The following is a 12,678-nucleotide window of genomic DNA, read 5'->3' as shown; positions in this document are numbered from 1 at the left end:
TTGATTGTCCGGCTGCCGGCAGAGCTGCGGCTCTTGGTAAACAGGCGGTTTACCTGAGCCTTCAGGGCCAAACGCTCTACATCCACATGGTTCCGCCGTTGGCGGTACTCGTAATAGCTTGAACGACTGATATCAAACGCATTGCAGACCATTTCAACAGACATTCGCTCACTCAACTGGTCTATCAGCGCGTACGATTCATGTCGTCCGACATCAAGAGAGCGGTAGCCTTTTTTAGTATGTCTTTCTCCTGTTCAAGGCGCTTGCAGCGGGCTTCCAGCTCCTGGATGCGGCGCTGCTCCGGGGTTAACGCCTTGCCCTTTGGGGTGACACCGTCACGCTCCTCGGCCAGTTGGTTAACCCAGCGCCGAATAGCGCTTTCACCGACTCCCAGGGACACACTGGCCTGCGGAATCGTGTAACCTTGATCCAGCACCAGGCTGGCTGCTTCCTGTTTGAACTCAGGAGAAAAAGAACGTCGCTTTCTGGTCATCAGACACCTCGTTTATGGTGGCGATCTTACCACCTACGTTGGTGTCCGGAATCATTGAACCACTACAACTGGTTAAGGTAAGGCCTGCAACTCCTACGACGTTGGCTAAGAACCTTAAAGGCATCTCCGATCTGCCTCTGAATATCAATCGGCATTATCTGCGGAGCGAGCTGCGTCATCGGGGCGTCCATGCTGAGTTCGTAGATGCCTGGATGGGGCACTGGCTTGATGGTCAGGAGCCAATGGGACGGTTTTCGACGCTCAGTCCTTTAGATTTTTCTTCGTCCATTGAGCCTGTGCTTAGCGAGATTCTCAACGAAATGGGCTGGCTGCCTGAGGAGGGATTGTCATGAACCGGTATATTCCAACTGAGAGCAGGGCTCATGGCGATGCAGTTCGTGCGGAAAACCGACGGCGGGTCGTCGATCGAGAACGAACTGCGGTCGACCGTTATTTGGATGAATGTTGTCGAGATATTCTGCTGGGGCAGTGTCAAAATCCGCTCCCTGATCAACGTGTAGACCGACTTTTTGCTGCCGTGAAAGAGGGCGTTTCCGGATATCGGTTAAAGCTTCGGCATAACCACCTCGCCAGCCGCCTGCAGCGGGCAGCGTATGAGCATAACCTGGATTTGCCCAACCAGCAGCGCATGATCGTATTGCACGGAGAGTCGGCTCCGGTCACGCCGCTGGGGTTTGAGGAACTCGCAGCCATGCGAGTCTGGGTCGATAGATTCTGGTCAGACCTTGAAACACGTCCCAAACGTGACGACGCCGATGAGCGGAAGCTGGATGCAGGGCAACTGCTCTTCAGTTTCATCGTATTCGGTGGAGTGCACAGTAGGAAAAAACGGCAACTGCTGATAAAGGCCCTATCAAGGGGTGTTTGGCATCTGGGCGGGCTGACGTGGATTGATGTTGATACCGGCGACGGGTTGTGGCGTTGGTTCCCAGATCCGGTGTCATTATTACTGCTACAACGCTGGTACAAAAGGTACGGTCGGGACCGGTGGCCCAGCGGGCAGAACTCCGACAGTGCACGACTTGTTTTCAATTACCTAAGGTCTATCGATTGTCTCTCTGCCAAGGATAAGAGGCCAAACGTTGTTTTGCGGACATTGAGCGAGGTTTCCGCGACTCGGGACGCCACCTGGCTGGAGGGAGTCTTACATCATATCCAACGCAGCCATGGAACAACGGTGTCTCTGCCAGAAGGTGCCTGGGCGCGGTTGCTGACCAAAAGAGTGCCCCCGCAACTTCCCGAGAACATGGATGAAGACGAAATCAAACCGGTTGCGGATCTGCGAGCCTTGACCGGGCGGTGCGATTCGGACGTTTATGCGGGAATCAGGGCTATTCAGAAAGTACTGAATCATGCCAGCCGAAAAAGCGAGAAGGGTGAGGGAGATAAGACCTATCAACAGCTGACAGCCATTGCAGAGGACCATTTATGGGCGCCAATTGTTCGAGTGCTGGCCAGCTGGACAGCGCATCTACGTCGATATGGTGGCCGCCAAGGGCGCTTAGTGACCAGTAGTATTCAGCGCTACGTGTCGACGATTGCGAACCCCCTCGCAACGATTCTCTCGGGGGCGAGAGACCTGAATGCATTGGGCGAGGATGAATGGGAGGGGCTATATGAGCAGCTGTGTTCGAGTGCTTCCTCTGCCAAGCGCCGTTCAGATCGTGCCATTGTTTCAGGTTGGTTCCACGAATACATGGTCAAGCAGTTTGGGATGCCTGAGGTTGAGATCGAGGGTGCCACCGTCAACGGCGAAGTAGATGCAGACATGTTGACACCGGCTGAGTACGTTCGGGCTCAGAGTATGCTGGCACAATCCGGTGCGAGTCGCCGCCTGATTCAAATCCGGCAGACTGTGCTAATGCTCGGATTCCGCTGTGGATTACGCCGGACAGAAGTGCAAAAACTTCTCATCAAAGACCTGCAGGGGCTGATGGCCCCTTCACTCTCACGCCCTGAGCTTCTCACGCGAGGTAACAAATTCGCTAGCCAAAAAAGCGGTAGTGGCACGAGGCGGCTGCCATTGTGGGCTTTGCTGACGGAAACCGAGTTGGTGCAGTTGAAGGAGTGGTTTCAGTGCAGGCTGAACGAACCGAATACCCGGGAAAACGACCTGTTATTTTGCACGCCACAACGAGGGAGTCACCCGATTCCACAGCGTGAACTATTCGTTCCAATCCAGGAAGCTATGCGCGCCGCTTCTGGCACGGGCACTCTTAGGTTCCACCATCTCCGTCACTCTTGTGTCACGTTAGTGGGGGTGCGTTTGTTCGAGCGGCGAACAGGCGAGTTCATGCGTGATGAGTGGGCCAAAGACGATGATGGGAACGTAGTAATGCCTCACTGGGGCAGGGACATTTTTGCGATGGCCAACCGTGCAGCGGAGTGGGCGCCCACTCGCAAAAAGTTATGGTTTTTGGCACTACTGGCCGGCCATGCCTCTCCAGGCCAGACTCTGCGGAGTTACACGCATTTGATGGATTACATCATCGGGGTACGACAGGCTGATCGGCGTTTACCGACGCTTACCCCGCGGGCCCAGGCGAACCTACTCGGCGTGTCCCCGGGATCAGTAGAAGTTTTCCGAAACCGAAATGGTCTTAAGGGCGACACAACCGCCCGGGAGCTTGCGAGTATTGCTCATAGGCGATGGCCCGCTGAAGTATGCCGCACTGCGGGGAAGAACCTGATTGATTTTACAATGCCAGACCCAGCGACTCTCTCAAATCAATTGGATCCCGAACCGTATACCGCGTTCATGATTTATGAGTCTCTGTTGCAGTTCAATCGAATGGTTGCTGAAGGCTATAGCCGCGACGAAGCCATCCAAAAGGTTGCGGGACACTTTGATTTGGATGGTGGCACCGTTGAAAAATGGCTCGATCTCGGAGATAGCCTGATGCGACAGCGCATTCGTGCTGGCAGTCAACGCAGTGGGCTGTCGCTGGACCCGGTAAAGACCTCCGAGATGGTTGCCTATAAGAATGGTGTTGGCGGGGTCTCGATGCCTGAATTGCCGCAGTGTCCAGCCCCTCCGAAATCTAAGCTAGCTCACGGGATAGTGGAAGACGTTTTTGAGCGAGTGCGGCATTGGATCAGAGCAGAACCCGAGCATGCTCGCGTCGTGTTGCAGACGGTGAGCGGTCGAATTCAGCGAAGCAAAACTCAGGTTTCATATACTCTTGATGAAGAAAAGCGGCGCTATTTGGAATTCCTTGAAAAAGCTGATTTGATGCACCTGGTTAAGATTCGCGTCAGAGCTCCTGAGAATGGCCGTTCGGATCGGGAGATCAAAAAGCACTGGTCAAACTTTTTCCATATCCCGCAATCACGGGTAGCAATAGTGTCCCAAAAATCTCAGGGTGACCGATATCGGTACGGTAGCGCTCAGGTGGAGGTCAGACCCGAGCCAAAGCTCGGAAAAGGTGCGGCTCAGAACACGATGAGCACGTTGAGGTTCGCGGTTTTTATGCTGACTTTGGCGTGTGCCAAGGAGGGACCGGAGAAAGGAGCGGCTGAAGGCATTGGAGCTTGATTGGCCATCCTTGGCCAGGGGGGGAGTCATTCAGGACTTGGCTGCGTCGCCTGATAGTCACTAATCTGACCTGCGGGACCTGGCGCTGAGCCACCCAAGCACTCTTTTGCCGAAGTCATTAGCTCGTGATTCAGATGGGCGGCCAGGAGATGCGAGGAATGAACGGCTATGGCCGTCGGATGGGGCTGGGGGTGACTGCCCATTCGGTACATCGACGCGATGATGAACTGAATCATTTTGGCTTCTTCAGGACAGGACTCGCCCAGCCATTTCAGTTCCTCTGAAAGCAGCCCCAGGGTTTTGAGAACGATTCTGAGGTGGTCCGTTGATGCGGAATCAGAGAGCTCAATACGGCCCAGTCCATGCAGTAGGCCTGCAGCGGTAGCCAGCCAGCGATCGTCATCTGAGTATCCCCGGCATGCATCAAAAGATCTGGTTGCGACCTCTAGGCTATTACGTGCCAGGCTGCCGGGCGCGTTATATCCGTCCGTATCCATTGCTGCGTTCAGAAATCGGATACCGACTGATGGCCGACCCAGCACTCGCCGAACAAAATCAGCCAATGGCTGCACCGGACATTTTGCAATGAACAATTCAATGTCGGCGGCGATATCCGGACACCTTAGCTTCGAGTAGGGCAGGTGTAGCAGCGAGTCCGGGGTCTCCAGCACAATGGCCGTGTCAGAACGAGACACGGCATATTGCTCTCTCGCGGTCCACAATACGAGTTGCACGGCGCTATCAGGGATCTCGGTCAGTTGGAGTTCCGGGTGTGGCTGCGACATCACCACTTCATACCGCTCGAAAGAATTCTCGATCTGCAGCTCAATTACCGGCAGATCGTTCCCGTTGGGGATTTCTCGGAACTGGATGACCGTACCCATAAAGATCTCTGGTTCGCTATCCCACCGCGTGTTCACATAAAGCGTTCCACTCATACCCCGCCCTCCTGGATAGAGAGAAGTTCGCGTTCTAATCGAGCAATCAAATAGATAAGCGGGTCCTGCTGCTCCGCGAAATCCATTTCGCAAAGTTCCTTTTCCACCCACGATGCGAGGGCAGAGGTATTTGAACACTCGTCACCATTGCCGAGAATCCAAACCAACTCTGTACCAGCGGGAATTTGCATAGTGACGGACAGAGCGTTTGCAAGCCGAGAAGCAACAGTCCGGCGGCTGATAGAAAGAGCATGAGTAGCTGAGTTCATGAGTTCGTCTCCTCTTCGGGATTGGCCTGAGCGTCGAATTCGTTGATCAAAAGGCGTTCGAAAGCGGAGCCGTCGCGGCGGGTCAGGTTGGGAACGTAGCGGCTATACACGCGGAAAAGCATTTCAGTGGTGGTATGCCCCATTTGCCGCGCAATCCACTCAGGGTTCTCGCCTGCGGCCAACCACAACGTGGCGGCCGTATGCCGGGTTTGATAGGGGCGCCGTTTACGCAGGCCCAAGTGCCGCAACAGGGGATACCAAACGCGCTTGGTTACATTGTTGTGATTCAGCGGTCCTCCCGTGCGTGTACGAAAGACAAAGCCCTTCGTTTTGGTCGCCTCTTCCTGGTCTTTCAACGCATCGAAGACCAGCTGAGACATTTCGATGGTGCGGAAAGAGCCGTCGTTTTTGGTGTGCTCCATTCGGCCATCGACCAAAGACTGACGGATCAAGATTTGGCGACGTGTGAAATCCACGTAGTCCCATTGGAGCCCGTCGATTTCTCCTGTGCGCATTCCGGTGAAGAATCGAACCGTGTAGTAATTTCGGAAGTCTGAGCGGACCGTGTTGATGATCTGCCTCACTTCATCAATAGTGAAAGGCTCTACATCAGTGCGCGGGACCTTCAGCGATTTAATCCCATGGTAGGGTGAGCTAAACTCATGGCGGTTGGCTGCTTCGCTAAGGATCATGCGCAAAGGCGTCATGATTCTGTTAATTCGACTGGCTGAAAGGCTGTTCCCGCTCCGGGTTGTAACTTTGGCGAGTGAGGCCCGGAAATCGAGAATGTCCTTTTTGGTGATGCAGCCGACCTCTTTTTCCCCGAAATGGGGATTCAGGTAATTGTTGAGAGTCCCTGTCACCGTCTTGATGTGTGACTGACGCCACTGGATTTTCATTTCGTTCAGCCAGTCATCAGAGAAATCCCGAAACAGCGGGGTCTCGTGAAAACTCGGCACGGCGTTCTTCGACATTGCCGCGAACTTCTCGGCATTAGGGCTGTTCGGGAAGTAGGCTGCGTACTCGAAGGACCCGAGAGTGATTTCGGCTTCAATCCGCGCGAGAATCTTTTCCAACTGCTTTCGGTTCTGTGAGGTATCTGGGAGGGTTGACTGCTCCCTGCAGCGTTTCCCCCGGAACCGAAAATCGAAGTACAACTTGCCGGTTTCGGGTCGTGCGACGATTTTACCCACGGCACACCCCTCCCCGAGCCATCGGCACGGCAAAAGCAACATTAATGGCTTGGTCGAACATGTCCTGTTCGACTTTCTCCCAGATGTAGAGGATTTTCCGTCCGCCGAACGGGCGGAAGTAGTGAATGCCCTCTAGCAGGACGGAATCCTTAAGCCGTTCACGGATTGTGCGAGCGTCGTACTTGATCCGCTGGGCGAGTTCCTCGGTAGTCAGATACTCCTGTGACATGACTAATCACCTCTGATATCGTTGAGTGCTGGAGGACATACCGCATGACTAGCGCCTCAAAATGTCCTCCTGAAGATCATTATGCACTCATAAAGACCTTTTACAAGTCTTTTTGATCTCCTGCGGGTTAATTTGTTCTTTGGTGGGCCAAATGATTAAGTGCCATCTGTCTAAGCTGATGGGTGAGAAGAAGCTAAAAATCGTCGACGTGGCGAGAGAGACGGGGGTTAACCGGGGCACCATTACCCGGCTTTATCACGAGACCGCGAGTCGCGTAGAGCTGGAAACTATCGAAGCTCTTTGTCGATACCTCGGCTGTGACGTAGGTGATTTGTTCGAGTTCGTAGACGAGCGGTAAGCAAAGCTCTGGCAGGGAGTAGTACAGGCAATGGTAATACCTGATTTCCAATCGGTCATGCGTCCGGTCCTTTTAGCCGTAAGTGACGGAGAACCCAGACCCTTGGCTGACGTGCGCGAGGCTGTGAAGGATTTTTTTGACCTGTCTGAGCAAGATCGAAAAGAGCGCCTGCCATCAGGTAATCAGACGGTTATAAATAACCGGACCGGTTGGGCGAGAACCTACCTCAATAAAGCCAGACTACTTAAGATCCCACAAAGAGGCATGGTGCAGATCACTGACCGAGGGCAGGATGCAATCCAGAATGGGCCTGACCGCATTAACGTTGCCTGGTTGAAGCAATTCCCGGAGTTTCAGGACTTTCATACTCATAAACCCAAGGCTGTAACCAGCGAGTCAGAAGCGGAAAACGAAACCATTGAGGAAGCTACACCAGACGAACAACTGGCTTCGGCGCATCAGTCCTTGATGGAAAGTCTCGCTGACGAGGTGCTGGACGGTATTCGCAAGGCATCCCCCCCGTTTTTCGAGAAATTAGTGGTCGATCTGATGATCGCGATGGGTTACGGCGGATCCAGACGAGAGGCCGGACAAGCGACCCAAACTACCAACGATGATGGTATCGACGGGATCATCAAAGAAGACAAGCTAGGGCTAGATACCATTTATTTGCAGGCCAAACGCTGGACAAACACCGTTCACCGGCCTGAGATCGACAAGTTCATTGGGGCTTTGACACGGCAACGGGCGCGTAAAGGGTGTTTTTCTGACAACGTCCGATTTTTCTGCTGGTGCTCGCGTGGCAGCCGCCGGACTGGATATGAAAGTAGTCTTGATTGACGGGCGTGAACTGGCCCAGTTGATGATCGAAAACAACCTGGGTGTAAGCGTGAAAGAGGTCTACGAAGTTAAGCAGGTCGACACGGATTATTTCATTGAGGAGTAAGTAGGCTGAGGCAATTGCATCCGCCAGTCGAGCCGTTTGAGGGCAGGTAGAACATAACCGCAGACTGATCGGATAGTGTATTTTTGCGCAACGGTGGTCGAAAGCGATACTTCGAAGGCAAGCTAACTAAGTAATTAGGACAGTACCCGGGATGCTATGGAACGATCGCCTTATCTTGCGTCAGCTACCGGAGCCATTAAAAGCTGTGTCTGCTGTTCGAATGTCAGGCGGAAAATCAGCTAGAGCTGGCACAGCCATAAACAGGGTATGTGATGAAGTTTAACGAAGACACCCGAGTAAAAATCCCGACCATCCTTCACCTGATGAGGTTGGGCTATCAGTATCTCTCGCTCAAGGGCCGGAGTTGGGACCTGGACACCAACATATTCCCTGAGCTGTTCTCATCAGCAATCACCCGAATCAATCCCGGCATCGAGGCGGACGATGTTTCTCGGCTCCAGGAAGACGTCAAACTGCTGCTCGACAACGAAGACTTGGGGCGCGCCTTCTTTGAACGGCTAAGCGATCGCTCCAACACCAAGCTGATCGACTTCGAAAACTTCGACAACAACAGCTTCCACGTCGTTACCGAACTGACCTGTCAGAATGGCGATGAAGAGTTTCGGCCAGACGTCACCCTGCTGATCAACGGCATGCCGCTGGTCTTTATTGAAGTGAAGAAACCGAACAACCGTGAAGGCATATTGGCGGAGCGGGATCGCATCAACAAGCGCTTCCAGAACCCCAAGTTCAAACGCTTTGCCAACATCACGCAGTTTATGATTTTCTCTAACAATATGGAGTATGACGACGGCGACCCGGAACCTGTTCAGGGCGCGTTCTATGCCAGCAGCTCCTATCATAAGCCGGTCTTCAATTACTTCCGTGAGGAAGAGGTTCTGAACCTTACGGCCCTGCTCAAGCCCCTATCGGATGATGACGAGCTCAAGGTGTTGAGGGATAACAACCTGGAAGTCATTCGCAGTAATCCCGAATTCATCGTCAATAAAGACCCCAACCGGCCAACCAACCGTATCTGCACCTCTCTGGTCAACAGAGATCGGCTAGCGTTTATTCTGCGTTATGCGCTCGCCTATGTGTCAGAGACGGACGGGTTGCAAAAGCACATCATGCGCTACCCGCAGTTATTCGCCACCAAGGCTATCGAAAGGAAACTCAATGATGGCGTTAGGAAGGGGATCATCTGGCATACTCAGGGCAGCGGCAAAACAGCGCTGACTTTCTACAACGTGCATTTTCTGACGGACTACTTTCATAAGCAACAGATCATTCCCAAGTTCTACTTCATTGTCGATCGGCTGGACTTGTTGCAACAAGCGCAGCGAGAATTCACCGCTCGCGGCCTGACAGTGCACACCGTTAACTCCCGTGAAGCCTTTACCCGCGACATCAAGGCAACCCAGGTTATCCACAACCATTCCGGCAAGCCTGAAATCACGGTAGTGAATATTCAGAAATTTAAGGACGACCCGGATGTCATCTCAACCAAGGACTACGATGTTGCCATCCAGCGCGTGTACTTCCTGGATGAAGTCCACCGCAGCTACAACCCCAGGGGCAGCTTCCTGGCGAACCTAAGTCAGTCAGACACCAATGCCATTAAAATTGGCCTCACGGGTACGCCGCTGTTAGGCGACGATTACAATTCTCGTGTTTTGTTCGGTGAATATATTCACAAATACTATTACAACGCATCCATTGCCGATGGCTACACACTACGCCTGATCCGGGAAGAGATCGCCACCAACTATAAGATGGCGCTGCAACAAGCGCTGGATGAAGTGCAAGTCAAAATGGGTGACGTGGATCGCAAGCTTATCTACGCCCACCCGAGCTTTGTCGAACCCATGCTCGATTACATCATCACCAACTTTGAAAAAAGCCGGGGTGCACTGAATGATGCCACCATAGGCGGCATGGTGATCTGCGATAGCGCAGATCAGGCCAAAGCCATGTACAAACTCTTTGAAGAAAAATACGCAGAACCAATAGTCCTCAAAGAAGCTAATGACTGTGTTTATGAACTACCCAAGGTGGCTGAAAACAAGCCTGACTATACGGTTGCAAAGAAAGGTAACAACAAGGCCAGAACCTCAGCGCTGATCCTGCATGACATAGGCACCAAGGAAGAGCGTAAGGATTGGGTGGAAGACTTCAAAGCCGGAAAAATCGACTTCTTGTTCGTATTCAACATGCTGCTCACCGGGTTTGATGCCCCAAGGCTAAAGAAAATTTATCTGGGCCGAGTCATCCGCAAACACAATCTGCTACAAGCCTTAACACGGGTAAACCGCACCTATAGGGATTTCCGTTACGGCTATGTGGTGGACTTTGCCGACATCCGCAAGGAGTTTGATGCGACCAACAAAGCCTATTTTGACGAGCTGCAATTAGAACTCGGCGATGAAATGGAGCACTACTCTAACCTGTTCAAATCCCAAGAGGAAATAAAGCAGGAAATCGAGCATATCAAGGATGTGCTGTTCCGCTTCGATATCGAAAATGCCGAGGTCTTCACCGACCAGATAAGCCAGATTCAGGACAGGGAAACCATCCTGGCCTTGAAGAAAGCACTGGGCGATGCGAAAAGCCTCTACAACCTCATCCGCCTGAAAGGTGAGTACAGCATCCTGGATGAGCTGGACTTCGCCAAACTGAACATCCTCTATCGGGAAACCTGTAACCACCTGGATATGCTCAACCTCAAGGAGAGCATCGAGCAAGGCACCGATACTGACAATTTACTGAATGTGGCCCTTGAGGATGTCATCTTTAATTTCATCAAGGTGGGTGAAGAAGAACTGGTGCTGGCGGACAAGCTGAAAAACACTCTACGCCAAACCCGCGAAGCACTGGCCAGTAATTTTGACCAACAAGACCCCAAGTTCGTCAGCCTTAAGGAAGAGCTGGAAAGGCTCTTCAAGAAAAAGAATCTCAGCGAAGTCACCCAGGACGAAATGGTGGCCAACATCGATGCCCTCAACAAGATCCACGAGCGCGTTAAGGAGCTTAATCGCGAGAACAACCAGCTTCGCCAGAAATACCATGGCGATGCCAAATACACCCGCATTCACAAGCGCCTGCAAGAGCGTAGTGGCATCAGCGAATCAGAGCGCAAGGTCTTCGAAGCCCTCACCGGGGTAAAGCAAGACGCCGATGAGCAGGTACTTAATAACAGCCAGATGCTGGACAACGAAAGCTACTTTGAACGCCAGATGATGCCTTTAGTGATCAGGCGCTTCAAAGGCGAGCAAAACATACAACTCAACGCCGACGCCTCACGCTATATCAATCACCTGGTTGTCGCCGAATACCTGAATGAATTTAGTACCGGAGCACGTACGTGGTAGAACTTGAATTTAGAGACAAAACAAAGGCGCTGATCGATAGTCTGAAGAACATATGCGCCCACTATGGCTTGGGTAACGACGGTAATGAATTCAAAATCATCACCCAAACCTTTCTATACAAGTTCCTGAACGACAAATTCGCCTACGAGGCGAAGAAGATCGACGAGAAGGTCGCCAACTCCGAAACGTGGGAAGAAGCCCTGGTCGCCATGAGCGAAGACGAGCTGGAAATGCTCCAGTTGCAAATGGGCGGCGATACCGCACGCTTAAAGCCGCACCACTTTATCAGCTACCTGTTTAGCCAGCAAAACGCGCCAGACTTCGCCAAGCTGTTTGATGACACATTGCGCGATATTGCCCTGACCAATAATGACGTGTTCGCAGTAAAAACCGACGGCGGCGCCAAAGTGGTGTTGTTTGACCGCGTGAGTGAGTACATTGCCGACGAATCCAAACGCGATGCCTTCTGCCGCGCCATTATCAACAAGTTGGTGGAGTTTAGCTTCGAGCGTATTTTCACGCAGAAATTCGACTTCTACGCCACCATCTTTGAATACCTGATCAAGGACTACAACAGCAACTCTGGCGGCAAATACGCCGAGTACTACACGCCCCATGCCGTGGCCCGCATTATGGCGGCTATTTTGGTGCCCACGGAGCAACAGGGAAAAGTCAAGAACGTTAGTTGCTACGACCCTTCCGCAGGTTCAGGCACCCTGCTAATGAACGTAGCCCATGCCATTGGTGAGAACCGTTGTAGCATCTACACCCAGGACATCTCGCAAAAGTCCTCAAACTTGCTGCGCCTTAACCTGATCCTGAACAATCTGGTGCACTCCATCCCCAATGTGATTCAGGGCAACACCGTGCTGCACCCCTATCACCGGGACGGCAAAGACCTGAAGCGTTTTGACTACATCGTCTCCAATCCGCCGTTCAAAATGGATTTCAGCGACTTCCGCGATGAGCTGGACAGCAAAGAAAATAAAGAGCGCTTCTTTGCGGGCATTCCCAGGATCAAGGCCAAAGCCAAGGACAAGATGGAAATCTACCAGTTGTTCTTGCAACACATCATTCACTCACTCAAACCCGGTGGCAAAGCTGCCGTAGTAGTGCCGACTGGCTTTATCACCGCGCAATCCGGTATCGATAAAAAAATTCGCCAACGATTAGTCGAAAGCAAATGGCTAGTGTCCCGTCTGGGTAATCCATTTATTTATTATCAATGACACTCAGCTTTGCTCGCGCCACTGAAGTCATAATCGATTCTGCGCTCTTGTGCCAGCGGAATGGCTTCGCCAGCTTCTCATTATGAGTTTGGATAA

Annotated in this window: 11 protein-coding genes and 1 pseudogene; 7 read left to right on the top strand and 5 right to left on the bottom strand. The window is 52.4% G+C overall.

What is annotated here, in order from left to right:
* Window positions 1–493 (bottom strand): annotated as a pseudogene (locus ABJM11_RS03885) (transposase); the annotation flags it as partial.
* Window positions 494–507: 14 nt separating this feature from the next.
* On the opposite strand from ABJM11_RS03885, the gene ABJM11_RS03880 reads away from it, so the two are divergent.
* Window positions 508–846, top strand: coding sequence for a hypothetical protein (locus ABJM11_RS03880; protein WP_348296175.1), 339 nt, complete (start codon window positions 508–510; stop codon window positions 844–846).
* Entirely contained in the window at window positions 843–4,049 is a 3,207-nt protein-coding gene (locus tag ABJM11_RS03875; protein WP_348296174.1) for a hypothetical protein, read from the top strand. The genes ABJM11_RS03880 and ABJM11_RS03875 overlap by 4 nt, the downstream gene beginning before the upstream one ends.
* 26 nt (window positions 4,050–4,075) lie before the next feature.
* Here the strand turns inward: ABJM11_RS03875 and ABJM11_RS03870 are convergent, their stop codons facing one another.
* Genes ABJM11_RS03870 through ABJM11_RS03855 form a run of 4 tightly spaced genes read right to left on the bottom strand, consistent with a single transcriptional unit; the run spans window position 4,076 to window position 6,678 of the window.
* Window positions 4,076–4,987, bottom strand: coding sequence for a hypothetical protein (locus ABJM11_RS03870; RefSeq protein WP_348296173.1), 912 nt, complete (start codon window positions 4,985–4,987; stop codon window positions 4,076–4,078).
* A complete protein-coding gene (locus ABJM11_RS03865) occupies window positions 4,984–5,256 on the bottom strand; it encodes a hypothetical protein (protein WP_348296172.1) in 273 nt (90 codons plus the stop codon). The genes ABJM11_RS03870 and ABJM11_RS03865 overlap by 4 nt, the downstream gene beginning before the upstream one ends.
* On the bottom strand, window positions 5,253–6,449 hold the full coding sequence (locus ABJM11_RS03860; protein ID WP_348296171.1) for an Arm DNA-binding domain-containing protein: 1,197 nt from the start codon (window positions 6,447–6,449) through the stop codon (window positions 5,253–5,255). The genes ABJM11_RS03865 and ABJM11_RS03860 overlap by 4 nt, the downstream gene beginning before the upstream one ends.
* Window positions 6,442–6,678, bottom strand: coding sequence for a hypothetical protein (locus tag ABJM11_RS03855; RefSeq protein WP_348296170.1), 237 nt, complete (start codon window positions 6,676–6,678; stop codon window positions 6,442–6,444). Before ABJM11_RS03855 ends, ABJM11_RS03860 begins: the two co-directional genes overlap by 8 nt.
* A 151-nt stretch (window positions 6,679–6,829) precedes the next feature.
* Here ABJM11_RS03855 and ABJM11_RS03850 point away from each other — a divergent pair, with 151 nt between their 5' ends.
* The 5 genes from ABJM11_RS03850 (at window position 6,830) to ABJM11_RS03830 (ending at window position 12,582) form a co-directional block, all read left to right on the top strand.
* Complete coding sequence (locus tag ABJM11_RS03850; protein WP_348296169.1) at window positions 6,830–7,036, top strand: helix-turn-helix transcriptional regulator; 207 nt, start codon at window positions 6,830–6,832, stop codon at window positions 7,034–7,036.
* A gap of 102 nt (window positions 7,037–7,138) precedes the next feature.
* Window positions 7,139–7,876, top strand: a complete 738-nt coding sequence (locus tag ABJM11_RS03845; RefSeq protein ID WP_348296168.1) for a restriction endonuclease — start codon at window positions 7,139–7,141, stop codon at window positions 7,874–7,876.
* Window positions 7,836–7,982 (top strand): hypothetical protein, encoded by a 147-nt coding sequence (locus ABJM11_RS03840; RefSeq protein WP_348296167.1) that lies wholly within the window; start codon window positions 7,836–7,838, stop codon window positions 7,980–7,982. The genes ABJM11_RS03845 and ABJM11_RS03840 overlap by 41 nt, the downstream gene beginning before the upstream one ends.
* Before the next feature lie 272 nt (window positions 7,983–8,254).
* Complete coding sequence (locus ABJM11_RS03835) at window positions 8,255–11,353, top strand: type I restriction endonuclease (RefSeq protein ID WP_348296166.1); 3,099 nt, start codon at window positions 8,255–8,257, stop codon at window positions 11,351–11,353.
* Window positions 11,347–12,582, top strand: a complete 1,236-nt coding sequence (locus ABJM11_RS03830) for a class I SAM-dependent DNA methyltransferase (RefSeq protein ID WP_348296165.1) — start codon at window positions 11,347–11,349, stop codon at window positions 12,580–12,582. Before ABJM11_RS03835 ends, ABJM11_RS03830 begins: the two co-directional genes overlap by 7 nt.
* Window positions 12,583–12,678: the final 96 nt, after the last annotated feature.

Origin of the sequence: Marinobacter sp., from assembly GCF_039977835.1 — a bacterium.
Taxonomy (GTDB): Bacteria; Pseudomonadota; Gammaproteobacteria; order Pseudomonadales; family Oleiphilaceae; genus Marinobacter.
Note: the sequence above shows the minus strand (reverse complement) of the source record. Positions and strands in the feature narration are given on the sequence as shown.

What these genes read in the sequence shown, in the direction of transcription:
- ABJM11_RS03880 (WP_348296175.1), top strand. Translation starts at nt 508, where the DNA reads ATGGTGGCGATCTTACCACCTACGTTGGTGTCCGGAATCATTGAACCA.
- ABJM11_RS03875 (WP_348296174.1), top strand. Translation starts at nt 843, where the DNA reads ATGAACCGGTATATTCCAACTGAGAGCAGGGCTCATGGCGATGCAGTT.
- ABJM11_RS03870 (WP_348296173.1), bottom strand. Translation starts at nt 4,987, where the DNA reads ATGAGTGGAACGCTTTATGTGAACACGCGGTGGGATAGCGAACCAGAG.
- ABJM11_RS03865 (WP_348296172.1), bottom strand. Translation starts at nt 5,256, where the DNA reads ATGAACTCAGCTACTCATGCTCTTTCTATCAGCCGCCGGACTGTTGCT.
- ABJM11_RS03855 (WP_348296170.1), bottom strand. Translation starts at nt 6,678, where the DNA reads ATGTCACAGGAGTATCTGACTACCGAGGAACTCGCCCAGCGGATCAAG.
- ABJM11_RS03850 (WP_348296169.1), top strand. Translation starts at nt 6,830, where the DNA reads ATGATTAAGTGCCATCTGTCTAAGCTGATGGGTGAGAAGAAGCTAAAA.
- ABJM11_RS03835 (WP_348296166.1), top strand. Translation starts at nt 8,255, where the DNA reads ATGAAGTTTAACGAAGACACCCGAGTAAAAATCCCGACCATCCTTCAC.